A 19,362-nucleotide genomic window follows, 5' to 3' on the forward strand; every position below is an offset into this window, starting at 1 on the left:
TTTCCTGCTGACAGAAATTACTTTTTTGTTACGTTTCCTTCAGCATCTTTTTCAACTTCCATTTTTGTTGCAGGAATGTAGCCTTGCTCAGGAAGAATTGTTGTTTGAGTTTCCTCATCCATTAAGTAATCTAAAAATTCTTTTACTAATCCTTCAGGCTCGCCTTTTGTATAAGAATGTTGGTATGCCCAAATTGGGAAAGTACCATTTTGAACATTTTCAGAAGTAGCTTCAACACCATCAATCGATAATGCTGTTACACTATCATCCGAAAAATATGAGAATGCAAGATAACCAATTGCCCCTTCTGTTTCACTAATAATCTTTTTAACTGTATTTGAGGAATCTTCAGTAATTCCTTCTGCTGGTGTTTCGCCATCAAGAGCATTTTGAACAAAAGTAGCACGTGTTCCTGATGAGTCAGGACGATTTACAAGCACAATCTCTTGATCAGCTCCGCCAAGATCTTTCCAATTTTTAATTTTTCCAGTAAAGACTTTCTTTAAATCTTCTTTTGAAATATCTTTAATGCCGACTTCAGGGTTAACAGCTGCTGTCATTCCGACAACCGCCACTTTAAAATCAACTAGCTCCTCTGCAGGAATTCCTTCTTTTTCTTCAGCGAAAACATCAGAGTTACCAATATCAACCGATCCTTCAGCCACTTGTGAAAGACCAGTACCTGAACCTCCAGCATTAACTTGGATGTCTGTATCTGGATACTTAGCCATAAATTCTTCAGCGGCTGCCGCAACTAGTGGTTGCATTGCACTTGATCCAGAGATAACGATCGAACCAGATAGTTCTTTTTTCTCTTCTGATTTATTCTCTTCAGTTGAATTGTTTGCACTATTAGAGTTGTTGCTCTTTTCTGCCTTAGAATCCCCGCCACATCCTGCAGCAATAATGGCAAATGCCGCAACGAAAAATAGTAAAGCTAATTGTTTAAAGCTTTTCATGTTTTCTTATTCCTCCTAAAGTTGTTTGTCCCTACAAGTAAAAGAATAATCTTAATCTATTAATAACGTTTTAATAGAATGTAAAGCTATTGTTAAACTGTGTGAAATATTTGTAAAGACGTCCGGAAATCGCAGTAAACTTAAAGAGTTAAGATAGGAATGTGATGTTAATTCTAAGATTGTTGCTGAAGATTAAATATAATTTTTTTGAAGGTATAAATTGAGATTGAGATTATAGTTCCATCTGAAATAAATCTCATGAAGCAGTCTAGAGGTATAAATTAAGAAGTCTTTTTTTAAAAAAAATTTACTATAAAAAAATAACGTCAACTGTTGATATACTTTGTTAAACTATACAATCCATTGCTTAAATTTTGACAAAAGCAGCTGGAAAATAATAAAAACTCACCGAAAAACTGAAGCTCGGTGAGTTTTTGAATAGAATATGTTTAATTTCCTTCATTAGCCGTTTGCTCTGCTTGAACCGTATTCCCTGCGGACTCTCCTTGTTCTAGCCGTTGTTTTTTAAGATCAAAATAAGTCGATAAAACACGCTCTCCAATTGTCAAATTAGCTGTATGCCCGCTTCTTGCCTGATACGCCCACGGTATTAAGACGGCCATTGCCACTTCTGGATTATCGTGGGGTGCGTATGCGACTAAACTTAAATTCATTACTTCAGGCGGTTCTTTAAATTTTGCTCTTTCCGGCCCGTCGTAAAAAGCTTCCGCAGTTCCTGTTTTTCCCGCTGGGTTATATGGCTTCCCTTTGAAATTTCTAGCCGCAGTTCCGCCCGCTTCTTGCATTACTTTCCGAAACCCTTCTTGTACACGATCGATCCACTCTTGCTCTAAATCTACATGATTTAAAATCGTCGGTCCTATCGTTTCTACAACTGGTCCAAGTTCATTGTTTTCTATCATAGGCTCGCGGATTTCCTTTACGATATGTGGCTGCACACGGTAACCACCATTTGCAATTGTAGAAACGTATTGAGCAAGTTGCATCGTCGTATACGTATCATACTGCCCAATTGAGATATCGAGCAGGAAACCAGGTAATGTATCTGGTCCCTTTAAGCCAGGGGTTTCATTCGGTAAATCAATTCCCGTTCTTACCCCAAGCCCAAATTCACTAAATGAATCTCTTATAATATCAAATGCTTTCGTGTTAATAGGCAGTGGACGACCGTATTGATAACGACCTTCTCCAATCTTTATAGCGATATGGAACATATATACGTTAGAAGAACGCTTTAAAGCATCAATATCATTAAGTGGTCCTAAATTACTGTAAGATTTTTTTATTAATGTGTTTATTTTCATCGGAGTATCATTGAACACCTGCTTAGGTTTAATGGCTCCTGTTTTAAAACCGGTTAATACTGTAGCTCCTTTTACAGCTGAGCCGACATTATAAGACGTTGTAATATTTCCTAAAGCAAAGTCACGCATTTCCATTTGACCGGTTTTTTCATTTTTTGTATATTGTTTGCCGGCCATCGTTAATATTTCTCCAGTATGCGGATCCATTAATACAACGAAAGCACGGTCTAGCAGCTGAGTATTAGATTGTCTTTTTGCAATTAGCAGCTCTTCTTCGATAATTTTTTCAACAGCTAGTTGCAAATCCATATCAATGGTCAGAACGAGATCTTTACCGCGCTGCCCTGCAGATAATGTCTCTGCTTCAAGCACATCATTCCCTTTCGTAATGTTTTTTACCTTTGTTTTTTGACCGTGAAGCACTTCTTCGTATTGCAGTTCAATATAGCTTTTTCCAACTCGGTCGTTTCGGTTATAACCTCGTGAAAGAAAATGATCAAGCTGATCCATAGGCAATCCTTCGTCAGAAGAAGATACATTTCCTAATACAGTTTTAAGTGTATCCCCATATATGTAATGTCTATCCCAATCAGTAGTCGTATCGACACCTGGCAATACTTCTAAATTTTCACTAACGAGTGCAAACTCTTCAGGCGTAACGTTTTCATTTTTAACAATTTGCGGAGTAAGCGCATAGCCGCTTATAAACTCTCGATAAACTGCTAACACTTTTAAGTCTTCTTTAGTTAACTCTTTCAGTTCCTTCTCTGTAATCCGTTCGAGCTGTAATTTATATAAATCCTTTTCTTCTAACTTTTCATCGCTCATTTCCGCTTTCGTTAATTTCTTCTTAGCGCGCTCCGGGTTTTTAAGAATCCAATAATCTTTCATATCCCGCTCTGTAATTTTAGATGTATCTTTATCGATTATTTTAGCTAACCGTTCTGCAACCTTTAACATTTTTTCTCGTTTTACACCTTTATATTGCGTGTATGTGATCGCATTTTTTGGAGTGTTATCGACGATAACTTTTCCTGTTCTATCGAACATTTTTCCGCGGGGAACGGGAGTATTGACGACAATATCTTCTGTCCGTTCGACTTTTCGTTTATAATCTTCCCCCTTTACTATTTGCACAACTCCAAGCCGTAAGATGAGAATCGAGAATAATATAAAAACTGCAAAGAAAAGCAAATTTATTCGGAACGGAATTTGCTTTTTCTTTTTTTTCTTCTTTTCCAATATTCATCCACACCTTCTCTCCCAAAACAAATCTCACTCTCCCTATTGTAAATTATCGGCTGTTGTTTTGTAAACTTTTTATCATTTTTAAGCATTACCCTGCTAATTTAATTTTTCTAATAAAAAAATAAATGCAAGTATGTCCTGCTCCGATAAATAATAGCAGAATCGGGATGCTTTTTTGCTCATTAAAAAAAGTAACAGCTGTTAAAAAGGCAATAATAGAGACAATTCTTCCCGAGTTTAAAAATAACTCTCTCACAACGATATATTCGATTCTCATTTCAGCCGCTCTCCATCCCCTGCCAATTACATCATACGTCATCGATAAGTATGGTACGAGTAAGATTGGATAAGCGACAGCAATAATTCCCGCATAGATAAGCAGCTTTGTAAAGGTTAATTCAAAGACAATTAAAAAAATGGATAAATATAAAATAATCCCTCCAATAAGAATTGCTGTTTTCCGCTGATCTTCTTTAATTAATCTTGAAGCAAAATAGTAGCCTAAAAAAGCAATTCCGGAGTTAATCAACCCAAACGTCCCTAATGCGAGTTCACTTCCAGTTGATATGAAGACAAATACTGATATGACAAATAAAAACGTCCCTTCCCGCAGCCCTTGAAAAAAGTGGGCATTCGTTATGAGACGCCAGTTGTCATTGTTCCTACGCTCTGCAATAATTCGCTTAAAACAATAGTCTCCTTTAGCAGGACGTCGCTTTAAGAAAAAACTTAAAAAAACAGCTAAAGAAAATAGCGTAAGCGATAATCCAAAAACAATGGTATAGCCTGTAAACTTCTCAAGCTGAGATATGATAAACCCTGCTCCAATTGGACCAATCATTCCTCCAGCAGACGTTAATATTCCTAAAAAGCCATTAAAAAAATCCCTTGTTTCCGGTTCTGTTATTTCGAACGTTAACACATTAAATGCAAGCCAATAAAAACCGTAGCCAATTCCGAGTAAGCTCCCGAGTAATAGCAAAAAGTTTGATGCATTCGTTCCGATCAATAAAACAGTTAAATAGAACAAAGCTAAAAAAATAACGCCAATCCTTAAAACAATCACCCTGTCAATTTTCTTTGCCCATCTTCCGGCTAAAATGAACGTAAGCGGCTGCATGACAACAATTGACAAATTATATAAACCTAAATCAACAAACTGCCCAGACTGCTTCCACAAATAAATGTTCACAAAAGTATTTGACAATGCAACACTTAATGAATACAGTCCTCCGATTAACAATAGCAATGTTAAATCTTTAGTTAACTCAACATCTCCAAACAATTTTGCCATTTTGCTCATAAAAAAACGCCCCTTTGTCTAGGGCTAGTTTTAAACAAAAGAAATGTTCTTATTCATATATTGTAACATTAAACTAAAGCCTTAACACAAATGCTTAAGTCAAAAAAAAAAACAGCACACACTATGAGTGGTGCCGTTCAGACTGTTGACAAACTGCAAGTTCTATTCGCTTCCGCCTTGTGCTACGTGCCTTGACTAATAAGCGTTTTCAATCAGTTTGAGAGCGTTTCCTTTAAGTATTTACTTTGTTTGCCCATTAGCAACAAATGGCACACTTATTGTGGTGCAATTATAGCTATGATTATTTTGCAGCACTGTATCGTTTTGCCACTTCATTCCAATTTACAACATTCCAAAAAGCATTAATATATTCAGGACGGCGATTTTGATATTTTAAGTAATAAGCATGTTCCCATACATCAAGCCCTAATATCGGTGTTTTTCCCTCCATAAGGGGAGAATCTTGATTCGGTGTACTTGTTACTTCAAGTTCGCCATTATTAACAACTAACCATGCCCATCCGGAGCCAAAACGAGTCGTAGCCGCCTTTGAAAATTCTTCTTTAAAACTTTCATAGCTGCCAAACTGTTTGTTTATTGCTTCTAGTAACTCGCCCTTTGGTTCTCCGCCGCCATTTGGGCTAATAACCTGCCAAAACAACGAATGATTAGCGTGTCCGCCACCATTATTTCTTACTGCAGTGCGAGCTGACTCAGGTACAGCCCCTAAATTTGCGATTACATCCTCAACTGATTTTTCTAGGAGGCTTGCATTTCCATCTAACGCATTATTCAAATTTGTTACATAAGTGTTATGATGCTTCGTATGATGAATGTTCATCGTTTCCTTATCGATATGAGGTTCCAGAGCATCGTAAGCGTAAGGTAATTTTGGTAATTCAAATGCCATTTTCAATTCCTCCTTATGTATTAAAGTGATACACACTTGTATCTTCTTTAGTTTAACATTACCAAAGTTGGTTATTCATTTCAATTGAAATGCATTTTAATATTTTGCGTTAACACCTACAATAATACAACGATTAAAAAGTAGCCGATCATAATTGTTTGAATGATCCCTTTTGTAAAAACACTGCTAATAAAGCCTACAACTGAACCTAAACCGATTTTAACTGCATCTTTGATTTCCTTTTTCTCAACTAAAATCTCAGCAACAACGGCCCCAATAAACGGTCCTATTAAAATCCCGATTACTGGAATAACGAAAGGACCTACCAAAAGTCCAATCGTACTGCCCCAAACGCCCGCTTTTGAGCCGCCATATTTTTTTACACCAATCATGTTTGCAATGTAATCAGCACCGAATAGCAATACAGTAAATAAACTTTGCACTAGCCAAAACAGCCAGGAAAAAGGAGCAAAAGAGAATAAGATTCCATATAATAAAAAGCCTGCAAAAATAGATAGAACACTTGGAATAATCGGATACACTAACCCAAAATAAGCGATCACAAATAATAGGATAATGATAACCCAATATAATAACTCCATTCGTCACCTCTATAGAAAAATATTAAAGCAAGGGTTCCCCTTGCTTTACATTATGCCTTAATGTCTCTCACCTAATACGGCTTCAGCTATATTTACAGCGTGGTCACCAATTCGTTCAAGATTACTAATAATATCTACAAATACAATTCCAGACTGACCAGTGCAAATTCCTTCATTTAAACGTAAAATATGCTGCTTCCGTAGCTTTCTTTCCATTTTATCAATTTTCTCTTCTTTTTTCATTACATTTTCGGCAATCTCTTTACTATTTTCGTTTAGAGCTTCAATCGCTTCTTGGACAGTTGATACAGTTAAGGAAAACATTTCATCCAAATCGTTCATAGCTGAATCGGTAATTTTGACTTTGTTCGCCAGCTGATATTCAACTAACTCAATAATATTTTCAAAATGATCACCAATTCTCTCAATATCACGAACGGTATCCATTAATAATGAATGCTTCTCTGACTCAGCCCCTGAAAGAGAGGTTGATGACAGCAAAATTAAATAATCAGTAATTTTCCGATCTAAGTTATTGATCGCATCTTCAAGCTGCATCGACGTGTCAGAATGCTTTTGCAAATTTGTATTTAAATATTTATTAGACTCTTCTAAACCACGAATCGCAAACTGTCCCATTCGAATAACCTCTTCCTTTGCTTGACTAAGAGCAATAGCAGGGGATTGTTCAATAAAGATGGGATCTAAATGCTTTGGTTTATATTCAATAATAGAATCTTCTCCTGGAATTAATTTTGTGACGATAAATGCTAATACACCAATGAATGGCAGTTGAATGATCGTATTTGATGTGTTAAATATACCGTGAGCAAATGCAATCGTCATTTTTTCGTTTAATGCAAACGATGATTGCAAATAAATAATGAATTTTGTAAAAGGACCTAAAATGATAAGAAAAATAGCTGTTCCAATTAAATTAAATAAAACATGAGTTGCAGCTGCACGTTTCGCCGTTACCGTTGCGCCAATTGCTGCTAATAATGCAGTAATGGTTGTCCCTATATTATCGCCAAACAAAATTGGTAAAGCCGCATTTAAGTCAACTAAATTTTCTGCATAAAGCCCTTGTAAAATACCAATTGTTGCACTGGAGCTCTGTACGATTACTGTAAATACAGTTCCAACAATAACACCTAATATTGGATGTGAACTCATATTAACCGTTAACTCTTGGAAAGCCTCTAAAGTACGTAATGGCTTCAGCCCGCCACTCATTAATTCAAGACCGAAGAAAAGCGCTCCAAAACCGAAAAATACTTGTCCAAGGTTGTGAACTTTTTTATTTTTAAAAAAGAACATTAAAAAAGAACCAATTGCTAATATTGGTAATGCATATTCTCCAATGTCTATCCCGATAATAAATGCAGTAACTGTAGTCCCAATATTTGCCCCCATTATGACACCGATTGCTTGCCTTAATGTCATAAAACCGGCACTTACTAATCCTACTGTTAATACAGTTGTACCACTGCTTGACTGAATTAACACAGTAACGACAACACCTGTTAATACACCCATTAGAGGATTGGTTGTGAAGCGATCTAATATGTCTCTTAGTTTGTCTCCAGCAGATTTTTGCAGTCCGTCTCCCATTGCTTTTATTCCAAACAGGAAAATTCCTAAGCCACCGATAAATTCGAACAGCATTTGTTGAACATTCAGTTCCACAATTACTCAGCCCCTATAAAGTTAATTCGACATGTTTCTCCAAACACCTCTACAATTATGATTGAATTACTAAATAAAAGTAAAGATATGCAATAAAAAATTTACAAACAATTTACAAAGAGCAGTTTTATTACATTTATGTTACATTAATAATTGATTTTTATGTAATGCATAGACTCTATACTTGTATGGAGCATCCGTAGAAGCTACAATAGAAGTGAATCTTTTTAAGGGTGTGTCATAATGAACGTTTTTAAACAATTTGTTAAGTTTTTTTTATTCTCCGAGAGATATTGCAGCTTTCCGTTTCCAAGGAATCGGTAAAACTATTCTGTACGTATTTTTGCTTACCCTTCTATCTGTTACTCCGATCTCTTATTATTTTGGAAAAACGATTTTCGAGGGGATTACTGCCATCTCAAACACGATTAAAGACGAATTACCTCCTTTTACGATTGAGAATGGTAAGCTTTATTCAGATAAAAAAACGCCTGTTACAATCAATGACGATGAAATAACGATTATTTTCGACAGCACAGGTACAATTGATAGAAAAACATTAGAAAATACTGATCATGCTATTGCGCTTTTACAAAATGAATTTTTGTTTATTACAGCTGGACAAATACAAGCTACTTCTTATTCAATGTTTTCAAATACAACAATCTCAAAAGATGATTTAGAGGGATTCATAACCTCCCTAGATTCCGTGTTGCCAATCGTCATTTCTATTTTGGTATTAATTATTTTTCTTTTTGCAAGCGGGATTAAATTTATTGAAGTATCAATTTTAGCGCTCATTGGGTTGCTTTTAAAAAATATGACTGAAAGTCCTCTTCAGTATCGTCATACATGGCGAATGGCTGCATATAGTATTACAATTCCAACAACATTCTTTACAATCATGACATTTTTAAAAACACCTATTCCTAACGGCTTTCTAATTAATTGGCTCGTTTCGACAACTATTCTATATTTAGCTATTAAAGAAGTCCCTAAACGAAAGAAATCAATCACAAATCACTAACAACATCAAGGGGCTGTCCAAAAGCCCTAAAATAAAACAGGTGGAAAAAAACGAGCCGTTTATCTCCACCTGTTTTTATATTTTTACGATTTTTTTCTAATCTTTCGCCACTTTCAGGAGATTGCGCGCCTAAAAATACTTATTTTTAGACGCTCTCGCACTATTTCAAATGTAAAAATTCCAATAAAATAATTCGTACTTCCTTCACTGTTAAAATAAAAACAACACAACTAGCTACTAAAATTAAAAATGAATACAAATACATTTTCGGTATGTCATCCATCCAAATTCCAAACACAATAGGGCCTAAAGCAACTCCAAGAAAGCGTGCTGTCCCGTACAGACTAACGACAAAGCCCCGTTCTCCATCATCGACAAGAGACGTAATCATCATGTTAATACACGGCAGTATAAATCCAAGACCTGAAAAAGCAACTGTTAATAAAAAAAGAAGCAAAGAAAAAGAGTGAAGAAAAATTAATAATAGGAAACATACGGTCATTAGTCCTATCCCTAAAAAGAAGAGCTTGTTCATTTTATTTAACGAATCCTCTAAATATTTTCCCGTCCAAAATGAAGTAAATGTCAACGAGCTTAACGGAAACAAAAAAACAAAGCCTTTAAAAAATCCATCTATTCGATATGTCTCCTCAATGTAAAACGAAAGATAATATAAAATACCAAATAAAATAAATAAACCTACACCACCAATTAAATAAAGTGGGAATAATTTCATCCATTTATTTTTAAATACTGTTGCCAAACTCATTACATAGTGACGTATTCCGCTTACATTTTCTCCACTTTTGCTATCTCCTACGTAATTTCGGATTCCTGTATATGAGATAACAGCAGTTATTGGAAAAATAAAAAACGCTAAATACCATGACCAAATTGCCGCAAATGCGCCCAAAATAGGAGCAATAACTTTACCAATGCCATTAAATACCTCTAAAATACCAAGAACTTTACTTCTGTTTTTGCCTATAAATAAATCACCAACAAGCGCCATTGCCAATGGTGTAGTTCCCCCTGCTCCAATCCCTTGGATAACACGCCCTGTCAATAAACTGTAATACGCTGTTTGTCCATTAAAAAGCAGGGCGCTTAATCCAGAAAAAATACTGCCGACAATAATAAGTGATAAACAAATTAAAATTATTTCTTTCCGCCCAAACCAATCAGATAAAAAACCGATAAAAGGAAAAACAATAGCAGCCGGAATGCTAAACATACTTAAAATCATTCCTGTTTGTACAGTTGTCAACATTAGCTCTCTTTCTATTTCAGGCAAAATTGGGATTAACATCGAATTTCCTAAAACCATAATAAACGGTAATAACCCAATATAAAACGACAGTTTATTCTCATATTTCATATCTCCATTCTCCATTCGAAAAAAAAACTAGTTCTATTATTTTATGGGACAAACATATGTATTAATTAGCAATCACTCAGCTCGATAATGAAGGAGGGTTAATAATGAAGCAGCTTGCAATCATTGCCCTTGGAATTTTAATTGTTTTTTCTATTTACTTTGACATAACCTACGGCACACTTCCTTTTATAAAAGAACAAAAACTAGAAGCAAAAACTCAGCAACAGTCAACTGAAATTCCCTACTTTGAAAAGAAAGTTACTCCAGGTGATACAGTTTTATCTATTATTGAAACTAAACTTAATCAATCTCTTTCAGTTTCTATAAGTGAAGCGATTGCTGATTTTCAGCAATTAAATAATGGAATTGAACCTGAAGATATTCAAATTGGAAGAACATATAAGTTTCCAAGCTACTAATAACCATTTATATTTAGTATGCTCAATCCTTGTCAATTCCGCTCGTTCATTGCTACAATAAAATTGGCTATTAAAATTGAATCCCTCTTAAAGGAGCGAATCACGATTGAGTGAAATAATACATCGTACTAAAACCCGTCCAATTAAGGTTGGGAATTTAACAATCGGCGGCAGTAATGAATTAATCATTCAAAGTATGACAACGACAAAAACACATGATGTTGATGCGACTGTAGCAGAAATTAAACGTCTAGAAGATGCTGGATGCCAAATTATACGTGTTGCTTGTCCAGATGAACGAGCTGCCAATGCTATTGCAGACATTAAAAAGCAGATTAACATTCCGCTCGTAGTTGACATTCATTTTGACTATAAGCTTGCATTAAAAGCCATCGAAGGCGGAGCAGATAAAATTAGAATTAATCCAGGCAATATTGGAAAACGAGAAAAAGTCGAAGCGGTAGTAAATGCAGCGAAAGCAAAAGGAATTCCAATTCGAATTGGCGTAAATGCAGGCTCACTAGAAAAAAGAATTCTTGAAAAATACGGATATCCAACCGCTGATGGCATGGTTGAAAGTGCTTTATACCATATTAAAATTTTGGAAGATCTCGATTTTTATGACATAATCGTGTCGATGAAAGCATCTGATGTGAGGCTTGCGATTGAAGCATATGAAAAAGCAGCGAGAGCGTTTGATTATCCGCTTCATCTTGGAATTACTGAATCAGGAACATTGTTTGCAGGAACAGTTAAAAGTGCTGCTGGATTAGGAGCGATTTTAAGTAAAGGTATCGGAAATACGTTGCGTGTCTCTTTAAGTGCTGACCCTGTTGAAGAAGTTAGAGTAGCAAGAGAATTATTAAAATCATTCGGTCTTGCATCAAATGCCGCGACACTTATCTCCTGTCCTACTTGCTGTCCTACTTGCGGTCGAATTGAAATTGATTTAATTAGTATTGCAAATGAGGTTGAAGAATACATTCAATCAATAAAAGCCCCAATTAAAGTTGCAGTTCTCGGCTGTGCTGTAAACGGCCCTGGCGAAGCTCGCGAAGCCGATATTGGCATTGCTGGTGCACGCGGCGAGGGACTTTTGTTCCGCAAAGGAAAAATTGTTCGAAAAGTACCAGAGGAGACGATGGTGGACGAACTAAAGTTAGAAATCGATAAAATTGCGGAAGAATACTTTAAATAAAATAAATAAGATTGATGAATAAAACTTAAATGTAAGTAAACAACAAAGCGTCAAAAAAATGTTTATTAACAATCTAAAGGCTTGGCAGTTTGCCAAGCCTTTTTTTCTTTTCAAAGTGCTCCAAGTTTTGAAAAGAGTTAGAAAAACGGCATAATAAATATACCAATAATAATCGATACTGCCCCAATCCCGATTGCCCAAACACCAAGAGTTTCTGCTCCTCTTCTACGGGCCATAAAACCTAACACAATCCCTGCCCCTCCGAATAGCACAGGCAAAGTGAAAAGAGAAAGGATTGAGAGAATTAATGCAGTATATCCCCAGCCTCTTCCCGCATTGTCATTTATATCGTTATCGTCTATGCTCTTTTTGTTATAATCGTCATTGGTTCTATCATTGTCATTATCACGTTCTCGATCTGCATAAACGGGTGCAGCGAATTCAGCGGAAGTTTCTTCAACATAATCTGCATGACCATAGCGACTATCATCGCTATACTGTCGGAGATCTCTTTCTCCTTCATTATTGCGGTTTTCATCTGTCATATCGATCCCTCGCTTTCAATGTAGGAGCCTTATTATTGTTTGCGAATGTGTTGAAAATCACTATGTTAATGTTTGCCCACTTCGTTATCTTTTGCCCTTATAGGGATAATATTTCATACAAGGAAATATGAAAGTATGGTACACTTTTTATTGATTTAATTTTAGGGGGATGAAAGAAAAATGAAGAGATTCGGGATCGATATTGATGGAACGGTTACATGTCCATCGACCTTTGTTCCTTATTTAAATAATGCATTTAATTTAAACATCACACTTAATGATATTAAACAATATGATTTTACACCGTTGGTCAATGTATCAGAGGAGGAGTTTGCAAAATGGTTTTCCTCTGTTGAAGCCACTATTTATGCAAATTCTCCTCTTGCTAATGGAGCAAAAGAAGTGTTGAAAAATTGGGAAATATCCCATGAACTTTATTTTATAAGTGCACGCGGATCCCATCTTATTCAATTAACAAAGGAATGGTTTTTAAAAAATCAGCTATCATACAATCATATTGAATTAATCGGCTCCCATGATAAAGTCGAAACGGCGAAACGATATAATGTCGATATTTTTTTTGAAGATAAGCATGATAACGCAGTCATCATACATGAAGAATGCAAAATACCAGTTATTTTATTCAATACTCCTTATAATCAAGATCCGATTCCAAACGGCGTCATTCGTGTAAACGATTGGGAAGAGGCAGCTTTATGGGTTGATTATTGGTTAAATCAATAGCAAATTAATTTTTAACGGCTTTCTTAAAAAAGTGATTTCTAATGACTTTTTAAGAAAGCCCTTTTTTTATAGACATTTATATTAATTTAATTATTTCTCAATGTTTGTCCCTATCGTCTGAATTATATTTTCATAAAATGTATTAGTCTTAAAAAAGGAGGTGATCGTATTATGTCAGGTGGTGGAAAAGGATCAAGCTTTGCATTAATTGTTGTTCTGTTCATTTTACTCATTATTGTTGGTACAGCATTTGTTTATTAAAAGCTAACTATACTCACTTCCTTTAATTATTTTAGACTAAAAACCCTGTGAGATTAAATATTCACAGGGTCTAATGTAAACACTCCGGGCATTTTCCGTATATTTCAAATTTATGTCCTGATACATCATAACCGCTTAAATCTTCCTGCAAACTATTCATTGGACATGTTTCGATTTCTTTTGTTTTTCCACAATCTAAGCAAATAAAGTGATGATGATGTTGGTCAGGTGAACATGTAAAACGAAAATGTTTTTCTCCAGATAGTTCAGTCATTTCAAAAATATTTAGATCAACAAACAATGATAAATTTCTATAAATTGTATCGAAGCTTAAACCTGGATAATCTTTTTTCATGTATTCTAAAACATCTTTTGCAGTTAAATACTTATTATGTCTTTCAAAAAAGCGCAGCATTTCCTCTCTTTTTCCAGTATGTTTGAAACCGTTTTTCTTTAAAAGAATTAGAGCTTCGTTGACGTTCATTAGCCTCACCTCTAAGTTCAATTATTTAAGTACCATTACATATTTTCTCGTTAAAATAGCAAGGATTAAAATAAAAACAGATAATAAAACAATTGTACCTCCAGGTGCTAAATCTAAATAATACGAAAGTAATAGTCCCCCGGTTACTGCGATTTCCCCGAATAAAATTGAAAAAAAAATCGTTTGTTTAAATCCCTTAGCCAATCTCATGCTTGCCGCTACTGGTAAAGTCATTAATGAAGAGACTAATAAAATTCCGACAATTCGCATTAAAACTGCAATAACTAAAGCAACTAACACGATAAAAATAAAATGAATCGTTTTTGCATGTAATCCCGACGCTTTTGCATGTTCTTCATCAAAAGATAATAAAAATAATTCTTTATAAAGAAGAAAAACAGTTGCTATGACAAGTAAGCTAACTACAATGATAATTCCGAGATCTGCTCTCCCGACAGCACTGACACTGCCAAATAAGTAGCTAAACAAATCTGTGTTAAATCCGTCGGCAAGAGAAATGAAGAGGACCCCTAATCCGATACCACCTGATAAAATAATCGGAATTGCTAACTCTTGATAGTGTTTATAAACCGTTCGTAACCGTTCAATTAATAGCGAACCTGCAACTGAAAAGGCCATTCCCATATATAAAGGATTCACCCCAGTAAACATCATAAAACGTTTTTCTAGAAAAAGACTAGCTGCGATTCCCGCCAAAGTTACATGACTTAAAGCATCGGCAATTAATGACAACCGTCTGACGACAATGAAAACACCTAATAATGGTGCAATAACACCGATGATGATCCCTGTAATAAATGCGTTTTGTAAAAACTCATACTGTAAAATATTACTAATCATTGCCGTACTCCTTCTAGATGATCATGCTCATGCGTAAGTATATGAACGTCATGTCCATAAAAATCAGAAAGTCCATCCGATCTTTGCTTTTCAAATTCAGCTGCATTTCCATGAAAATGCAAATGTTTGTTTAAACAAGCTACGTGAGTAACTTTATCTGTAATTGTGCCAATATCATGAGTAACTAATAGCAATGTAATTCCTAAATTTTTGTTTAAGTGTTGAAGCATTTCATAAAAAGCATGGACATTTTTTGCATCTACTCCGACAGTTGGCTCATCTAAAATTAATAGCAACGGTTCACTTACAAAAGCTCGTGCGATAAATACGCGCTGTTGTTGTCCACCTGAAAGCTCTCCAATATTTCTCTTTACAAACGGCTCCATGGCCACCGCTTTAATTGCATTCATCACTTTTTGTCGATCAGCTTTTTTTAAGCGGTGAAAAAGTCCAAGTTTTTTTGTCAATCCACTTGCAACTACTTCAAAAACGGTCGCAGGAAAACCTGAATTAAAGGAATTTGCTTTTTGAGAAACAAAACCAATTTTTCCCCAATCTTTAAACCGATTTATCTTTTCTCCAAATAAAAAGATTTCTCCTTTTTGTAGTTTTAATAAGTTGAGTATAAGCTTAATTAACGTTGATTTTCCTGAGCCATTCGGTCCAACAATTCCAAGAAAATCGCCTTCGTTAATCGTAAGATTTATTTTTTCAAGTACATAATCTTTTTCGTATCGATAAGATAGGTCGCAAACTTGTACAATCGTCCGGGCTGATTCCACTTACATCACCCCATTCTATAAAATTAAGAATCATTCCGATTTATCCTTGAAATTATACTACAATTACGATTAAAAGTAAATTACGATCACCTGCTTTTTTGTTCATAAATAAAAAATCAACCAAGTCACGATTTTACCCTTAGGTTCATACAGTGTTATCGAGGAGTGATAAAAAAGATGAACAAGAAAATTTTTGAAAACATTGTCAATCATAAAATTAGTACAGTTACAGCAGATGAATTGTTAAAGTATGCAAAGCAATTTAACATAGCGGTTAATAAGCAACAGGCTAATTTAATTGTTGAATACTTAAGAGAATCAAAAGTAAACATTTTTAATGATATGGAAAGAACAAGACTTATAAAGGAAATTGCCAAAGTTGTCGGGCCTAAAACTGCAAAAGAGGTCAATCAATTATTTCTCCAATTTTCAAAGTAATAAAAAATTTGTAAGCTGACTTGAAAAAAATTCTTTCAAATCAGCTTTTTTCATTTGAATATTTTTAAGCGTGCATAATGTCGTCAAGTAAGTTTTCATTAAAGCTTCTATTTCTTAGCATTTCAATCTCATGCTTATATGGAGGTTTTTTATTTTTCTTATCTTCTCCTACGTACGGCGTTTCTAAAATTTTCATTATGTCGGTCAATTGTGGATGATGAACAATATAATTGAGCGCTTTAAATCCGATATGACCGAATCCGATATTTTCGTGACGGTCTTTTCTCATGCCACGTTCATTTTTACTATCATTTATATGAAGTACTTTCAGTCGTTCCAATCCGATTATTTTATCAAATTCATTCAAAATATTGTCAAAATCATTAACAATATCGTACCCCGCATCATGAGTATGGCATGTATCGAAACATACAGAAAGCTTGTCATTATAATTTACACCATCAATAATCATCGCAAGCTCTTCAAAGCTCTTGCCACATTCAGATCCTTTTCCTGCCATTGTCTCTAACGCTATTTGTAATTTTTCTTTTCCAGTTAACACTTCATTTAAGCCAGCAATAATTTGTTTAATGCCTTTTTCAGTGCCAGCACCGACATGTGCACCTGGGTGAAGAACTATTTGTTTAGCACCAAGTGCCTCTGTTCTACTAATTTCTGAACGGAGGAAATCAACCCCTAATTGAAAAGTATCTGGATTTGTTGTATTTCCAATATTTATAATGTAAGGTGCATGAACAACAATTTCGTTTATTCCATTTTCCTCCATATGTTTATGACCAGCTTCAATATTTAAATCCTCAATTTTTTTTCTTCGTGTATTTTGGGGTGCCCCAGTATAGATCATAAATGTGTTTGCTCCGTATGAAACTGCTTCTTCACTAGCTCCAAGCAGCATTTTCTTGCCGCTCATTGAAACGTGAGAACCTATTTTTAACATGATGAAAATCTCTCCCTCAAACAACTATTTATTTTTTCTCGCTAATCTTCTTTGTCGCTTCTTTATTCGCTCAATTTCTTCCTTCATTTTCTTTTTATATCCCGGCTTTACTTTTGAAGGCTTTTTCACTAAATTTCTTGTTTGTTCATCTAACTCATTATGTCGTTTTTTCCGTTTTTTGCGTCTGTTCCGATCATCTATTTCGACCCATTCTCCATTTTGAATATCGATGTTTTTAAAGATAATCCCCATTTTTTCAAGCTGATTTAACGTATCTTCATCTGAAGCTTCATACATTGTTACAGCCATTCCTGAAAAGCCTGCTCGAGCTGTTCGTCCTACACGGTGAACATAAAATTCTAAATCAGATGGCAGTTCGAAATTAATGATGTGACTAACTCCTTCAATATCAATTCCCCGTGCCGCTAAATCAGTTGCTACAATATATTGATAATGCAGATCCTTTACTTGCTTCATCATTTTTTTTCGTTCCCTGGGAGTTAAATCACCGTGAATACGCCCTACTTTTAACCCTTTTTCAATTAAACGATCGGCAACATGATCAGCCATTTTTTTCGTATTTGTAAACACGATCGCTAAATATGGGTTCATCGTCTTAAGTATATCGTAAACGAGATTTATTTTCTCACGGTGACGAAGCGGGATTAAATAATGATCAATTTTTTCAGCTGTAATCTTTTTCGGTTCAATATGAGTGTATTTTGGATTTTTCATATATTTCCTTAAAAATGGTTTTAATTTTTCAGGAATTGTTGCTGAAAAAACAAGAATTTGAAGCTGTTCTGGCATTCTTGCTGCAATTTTATCTACAGACTCAACAAACCCCATATCAAGCATAAGATCTGCTTCATCGATGACGAGTGTTTGCGCTGTATGAACAAATAGCGCCTGCTCTTGAATAAGGTCGTTAATTCTCCCAGGCGTCCCAACAACGATATGAGGTTGTGTTTTTAGTTTTTCAATTGCTTTCAGCTTATCTGTCCCACCTATAAAACATCGAGCTGTGATTTCTTCTCCTTCGGGACAATGCTTCACAATCTTTAATATTTCTTGATAAATTTGATTAGCAAGCTCACGAGTCGGAGCTGTTATAACCGCTTGAACATGACTTTGATTGAAATGAATCTTTTCAATAATCGGCAATATATATGAATGTGTTTTACCAGTTCCCGTCTGCGATTGACCGATTGCACTCTCACCCTTTAGTACAGTTGGAATAAGCCTTTCTTGAATATGTGTCGGTTCGTAAAAACCAAGCTCCTTAATTGCTTTTATAATAAATGGTTTAAATGAATACCGTTCGAATTTAGTTTCGTTCATGTTAGCTCCCTCTATCAATAAATTTTAAACGCCACATTGTACTGGACAAATCTATCTTGTTATTATAATCGAGATTTTATTAAATCTCCACTTATCTTATTTTGCCTTCGTATCATTTACTTCTTTCCGCTCCCACCTAAACAAAATTTCGTCTAATGCATACGTTATAAAAAAGAGCATTAAGAAAGGGGTTATTGTCATGCCGCCAATACAGAGGGGGCCATTTCACGGAAGAGGCGCAATGCCTTCATTTATGAACAATAGAATGGGTCGCGGGCTCTTTGGAGGAGCTCAACAAATGAATCCAAGAGGTATGCAGCAGGCTGGAGGCTTATTCAGGGGGCCACAGCAAACAAAACAAGGTGGGGGCTTACTATCAAGACTTTTAGGTGGAGGTGGAAAAACAAGTGGTGTTGCTGGAATGAATCCTGTAGGCAGAACAGCTGGCACAGGCGGAGGCGGCGGTTCATTTTTACAATCTTTAAGCAACCCTAGTGCCATAAGTGGTTTCTTAAATAATACTCAACAAGTTCTAAAGACTGCTCAATCTCTCGGACCAATGATTCAGCAATATGGACCACTTGTAAAAAATTTACCTGCCATGTGGAAGCTCTTTCGCGGCTTAAAAGATGCCCCAGATGCATCCGAAGAAGAAAAGAAAGATGAAAGTACAGACGAAACAAAAGATGAAAGTAAAGATGAAAGTAAAGATGAAAAAAAAGATAATACAATAAAGAATTCAAAACAAATAGAAACGGAAGAAAAAGAAGAAATTGAAAAAGGAATATCTATGCCAAAGCTTTATATATAAAGCAAATATTATTTAGCAAAAGTTGTGCTTCATTTACTTTTACTATTTTCAAGATGGGGATTGGGTTTTGTATTATGAT

Annotated in this window: 20 protein-coding genes; 7 read left to right on the forward strand and 13 right to left on the reverse strand. The window is 35.2% G+C overall.

Annotation, left to right across the window (positions count from 1 at the left end; translation table 11 throughout):
- Positions 1-17: 17 nt before the first annotated feature.
- From K6959_RS11035 to K6959_RS11060, 6 genes are all read right to left on the reverse strand, one after another.
- On the reverse strand, positions 18-959 hold the full coding sequence (locus tag K6959_RS11035; protein WP_223086513.1) for a phosphate ABC transporter substrate-binding protein: 942 nt from the start codon (positions 957-959) through the stop codon (positions 18-20).
- A 449-nt stretch (positions 960-1,408) separates the two neighbouring features.
- Positions 1,409-3,526, reverse strand: coding sequence for a peptidoglycan D,D-transpeptidase FtsI family protein (locus K6959_RS11040; protein ID WP_163239380.1), 2,118 nt, complete (start codon positions 3,524-3,526; stop codon positions 1,409-1,411).
- A 94-nt stretch (positions 3,527-3,620) separates the two neighbouring features.
- Positions 3,621-4,835 (reverse strand): MFS transporter, encoded by a 1,215-nt coding sequence (locus K6959_RS11045; RefSeq protein WP_163239382.1) that lies wholly within the window; start codon positions 4,833-4,835, stop codon positions 3,621-3,623.
- Positions 4,836-5,136: 301 nt separating this feature from the next.
- Complete coding sequence (locus K6959_RS11050) at positions 5,137-5,745, reverse strand: superoxide dismutase (protein WP_163239384.1); 609 nt, start codon at positions 5,743-5,745, stop codon at positions 5,137-5,139.
- Between the two features lie 116 nt (positions 5,746-5,861).
- Positions 5,862-6,347 carry a DUF456 domain-containing protein gene (locus tag K6959_RS11055; protein ID WP_163239386.1) on the reverse strand — a complete coding sequence of 162 codons (486 nt, stop codon included), beginning with the start codon at positions 6,345-6,347 and terminating at the stop codon, positions 5,862-5,864.
- 57 nt (positions 6,348-6,404) lie between these two features.
- Positions 6,405-8,015, reverse strand: a complete 1,611-nt coding sequence (locus K6959_RS11060) for a Na/Pi cotransporter family protein (protein WP_218943878.1) — start codon at positions 8,013-8,015, stop codon at positions 6,405-6,407.
- Positions 8,016-8,298: 283 nt separating this feature from the next.
- Here K6959_RS11060 and K6959_RS11065 point away from each other — a divergent pair, with 283 nt between their 5' ends.
- Positions 8,299-9,063 carry a DUF1189 domain-containing protein gene (locus K6959_RS11065; RefSeq protein WP_223086514.1) on the forward strand — a complete coding sequence of 255 codons (765 nt, stop codon included), beginning with the start codon at positions 8,299-8,301 and terminating at the stop codon, positions 9,061-9,063.
- Between the two features lie 160 nt (positions 9,064-9,223).
- Here K6959_RS11065 and K6959_RS11070 read toward each other — a convergent pair whose 3' ends face one another.
- Complete coding sequence (locus K6959_RS11070; protein WP_223086516.1) at positions 9,224-10,441, reverse strand: MFS transporter; 1,218 nt, start codon at positions 10,439-10,441, stop codon at positions 9,224-9,226.
- 104 nt (positions 10,442-10,545) lie between these two features.
- Here K6959_RS11070 and K6959_RS11075 point away from each other — a divergent pair, with 104 nt between their 5' ends.
- Together K6959_RS11075 and ispG are read left to right on the forward strand one after the other, a co-directional pair.
- Positions 10,546-10,860: a hypothetical protein gene (locus K6959_RS11075; RefSeq protein ID WP_163239392.1), complete on the forward strand. Its 315-nt coding sequence runs from the start codon at positions 10,546-10,548 to the stop codon at positions 10,858-10,860.
- A 115-nt stretch (positions 10,861-10,975) separates the two neighbouring features.
- Positions 10,976-12,058 carry a flavodoxin-dependent (E)-4-hydroxy-3-methylbut-2-enyl-diphosphate synthase gene (gene ispG, locus K6959_RS11080; protein ID WP_223088365.1) on the forward strand — a complete coding sequence of 361 codons (1,083 nt, stop codon included), beginning with the start codon at positions 10,976-10,978 and terminating at the stop codon, positions 12,056-12,058.
- A gap of 137 nt (positions 12,059-12,195) precedes the next feature.
- On the opposite strand, the gene K6959_RS11085 is transcribed toward ispG, so the two are convergent.
- Positions 12,196-12,603: a DUF4190 domain-containing protein gene (locus tag K6959_RS11085; protein ID WP_163239396.1), complete on the reverse strand. Its 408-nt coding sequence runs from the start codon at positions 12,601-12,603 to the stop codon at positions 12,196-12,198.
- 180 nt (positions 12,604-12,783) lie between these two features.
- On the opposite strand from K6959_RS11085, the gene K6959_RS11090 reads away from it, so the two are divergent.
- Positions 12,784-13,347, forward strand: a complete 564-nt coding sequence (locus K6959_RS11090) for a hypothetical protein (RefSeq protein ID WP_163239398.1) — start codon at positions 12,784-12,786, stop codon at positions 13,345-13,347.
- Positions 13,348-13,518: 171 nt separating this feature from the next.
- On the forward strand, positions 13,519-13,608 hold the full coding sequence (locus K6959_RS11095; protein ID WP_163239400.1) for a YjcZ family sporulation protein: 90 nt from the start codon (positions 13,519-13,521) through the stop codon (positions 13,606-13,608).
- Between the two features lie 70 nt (positions 13,609-13,678).
- Here K6959_RS11095 and K6959_RS11100 read toward each other — a convergent pair whose 3' ends face one another.
- The 3 genes from K6959_RS11100 to K6959_RS11110 are packed head-to-tail and all read right to left on the reverse strand — an operon-like array spanning position 13,679 to position 15,735.
- A complete protein-coding gene (locus K6959_RS11100) occupies positions 13,679-14,092 on the reverse strand; it encodes a Fur family transcriptional regulator (RefSeq protein WP_163239402.1) in 414 nt (137 codons plus the stop codon).
- Between the two features lie 21 nt (positions 14,093-14,113).
- Positions 14,114-14,953: a metal ABC transporter permease gene (locus K6959_RS11105; protein WP_223086518.1), complete on the reverse strand. Its 840-nt coding sequence runs from the start codon at positions 14,951-14,953 to the stop codon at positions 14,114-14,116.
- A complete protein-coding gene (locus K6959_RS11110; protein ID WP_223086520.1) occupies positions 14,950-15,735 on the reverse strand; it encodes a metal ABC transporter ATP-binding protein in 786 nt (261 codons plus the stop codon). The genes K6959_RS11105 and K6959_RS11110 overlap by 4 nt, the downstream gene beginning before the upstream one ends.
- Before the next feature lie 177 nt (positions 15,736-15,912).
- Between K6959_RS11110 and K6959_RS11115 the strand changes: the two genes are divergently transcribed.
- Positions 15,913-16,173 (forward strand): DUF2624 domain-containing protein, encoded by a 261-nt coding sequence (locus tag K6959_RS11115; protein ID WP_163239408.1) that lies wholly within the window; start codon positions 15,913-15,915, stop codon positions 16,171-16,173.
- A 64-nt stretch (positions 16,174-16,237) separates the two neighbouring features.
- On the opposite strand, the gene K6959_RS11120 is transcribed toward K6959_RS11115, so the two are convergent.
- Together K6959_RS11120 and K6959_RS11125 are read right to left on the reverse strand one after the other, a co-directional pair.
- Positions 16,238-17,131: a deoxyribonuclease IV gene (locus K6959_RS11120; RefSeq protein ID WP_163239410.1), complete on the reverse strand. Its 894-nt coding sequence runs from the start codon at positions 17,129-17,131 to the stop codon at positions 16,238-16,240.
- 24 nt (positions 17,132-17,155) lie between these two features.
- The gene (locus K6959_RS11125) at positions 17,156-18,472 is read right to left on the reverse strand and encodes a DEAD/DEAH box helicase (protein ID WP_163239412.1); all 1,317 of its coding nucleotides are present in this window, start codon (positions 18,470-18,472) and stop codon (positions 17,156-17,158) included.
- Positions 18,473-18,671: 199 nt separating this feature from the next.
- On the opposite strand from K6959_RS11125, the gene vrrA reads away from it, so the two are divergent.
- Positions 18,672-19,283: a VrrA/YqfQ family protein gene (gene vrrA / locus K6959_RS11130; protein ID WP_163239414.1), complete on the forward strand. Its 612-nt coding sequence runs from the start codon at positions 18,672-18,674 to the stop codon at positions 19,281-19,283.
- Positions 19,284-19,362: the final 79 nt, after the last annotated feature.

This window comes from Bacillus aquiflavi, from assembly GCF_019915265.1.
Lineage (GTDB): Bacteria > Bacillota > Bacilli > Bacillales > Cytobacillaceae > Bacillus_BT > Bacillus_BT aquiflavi.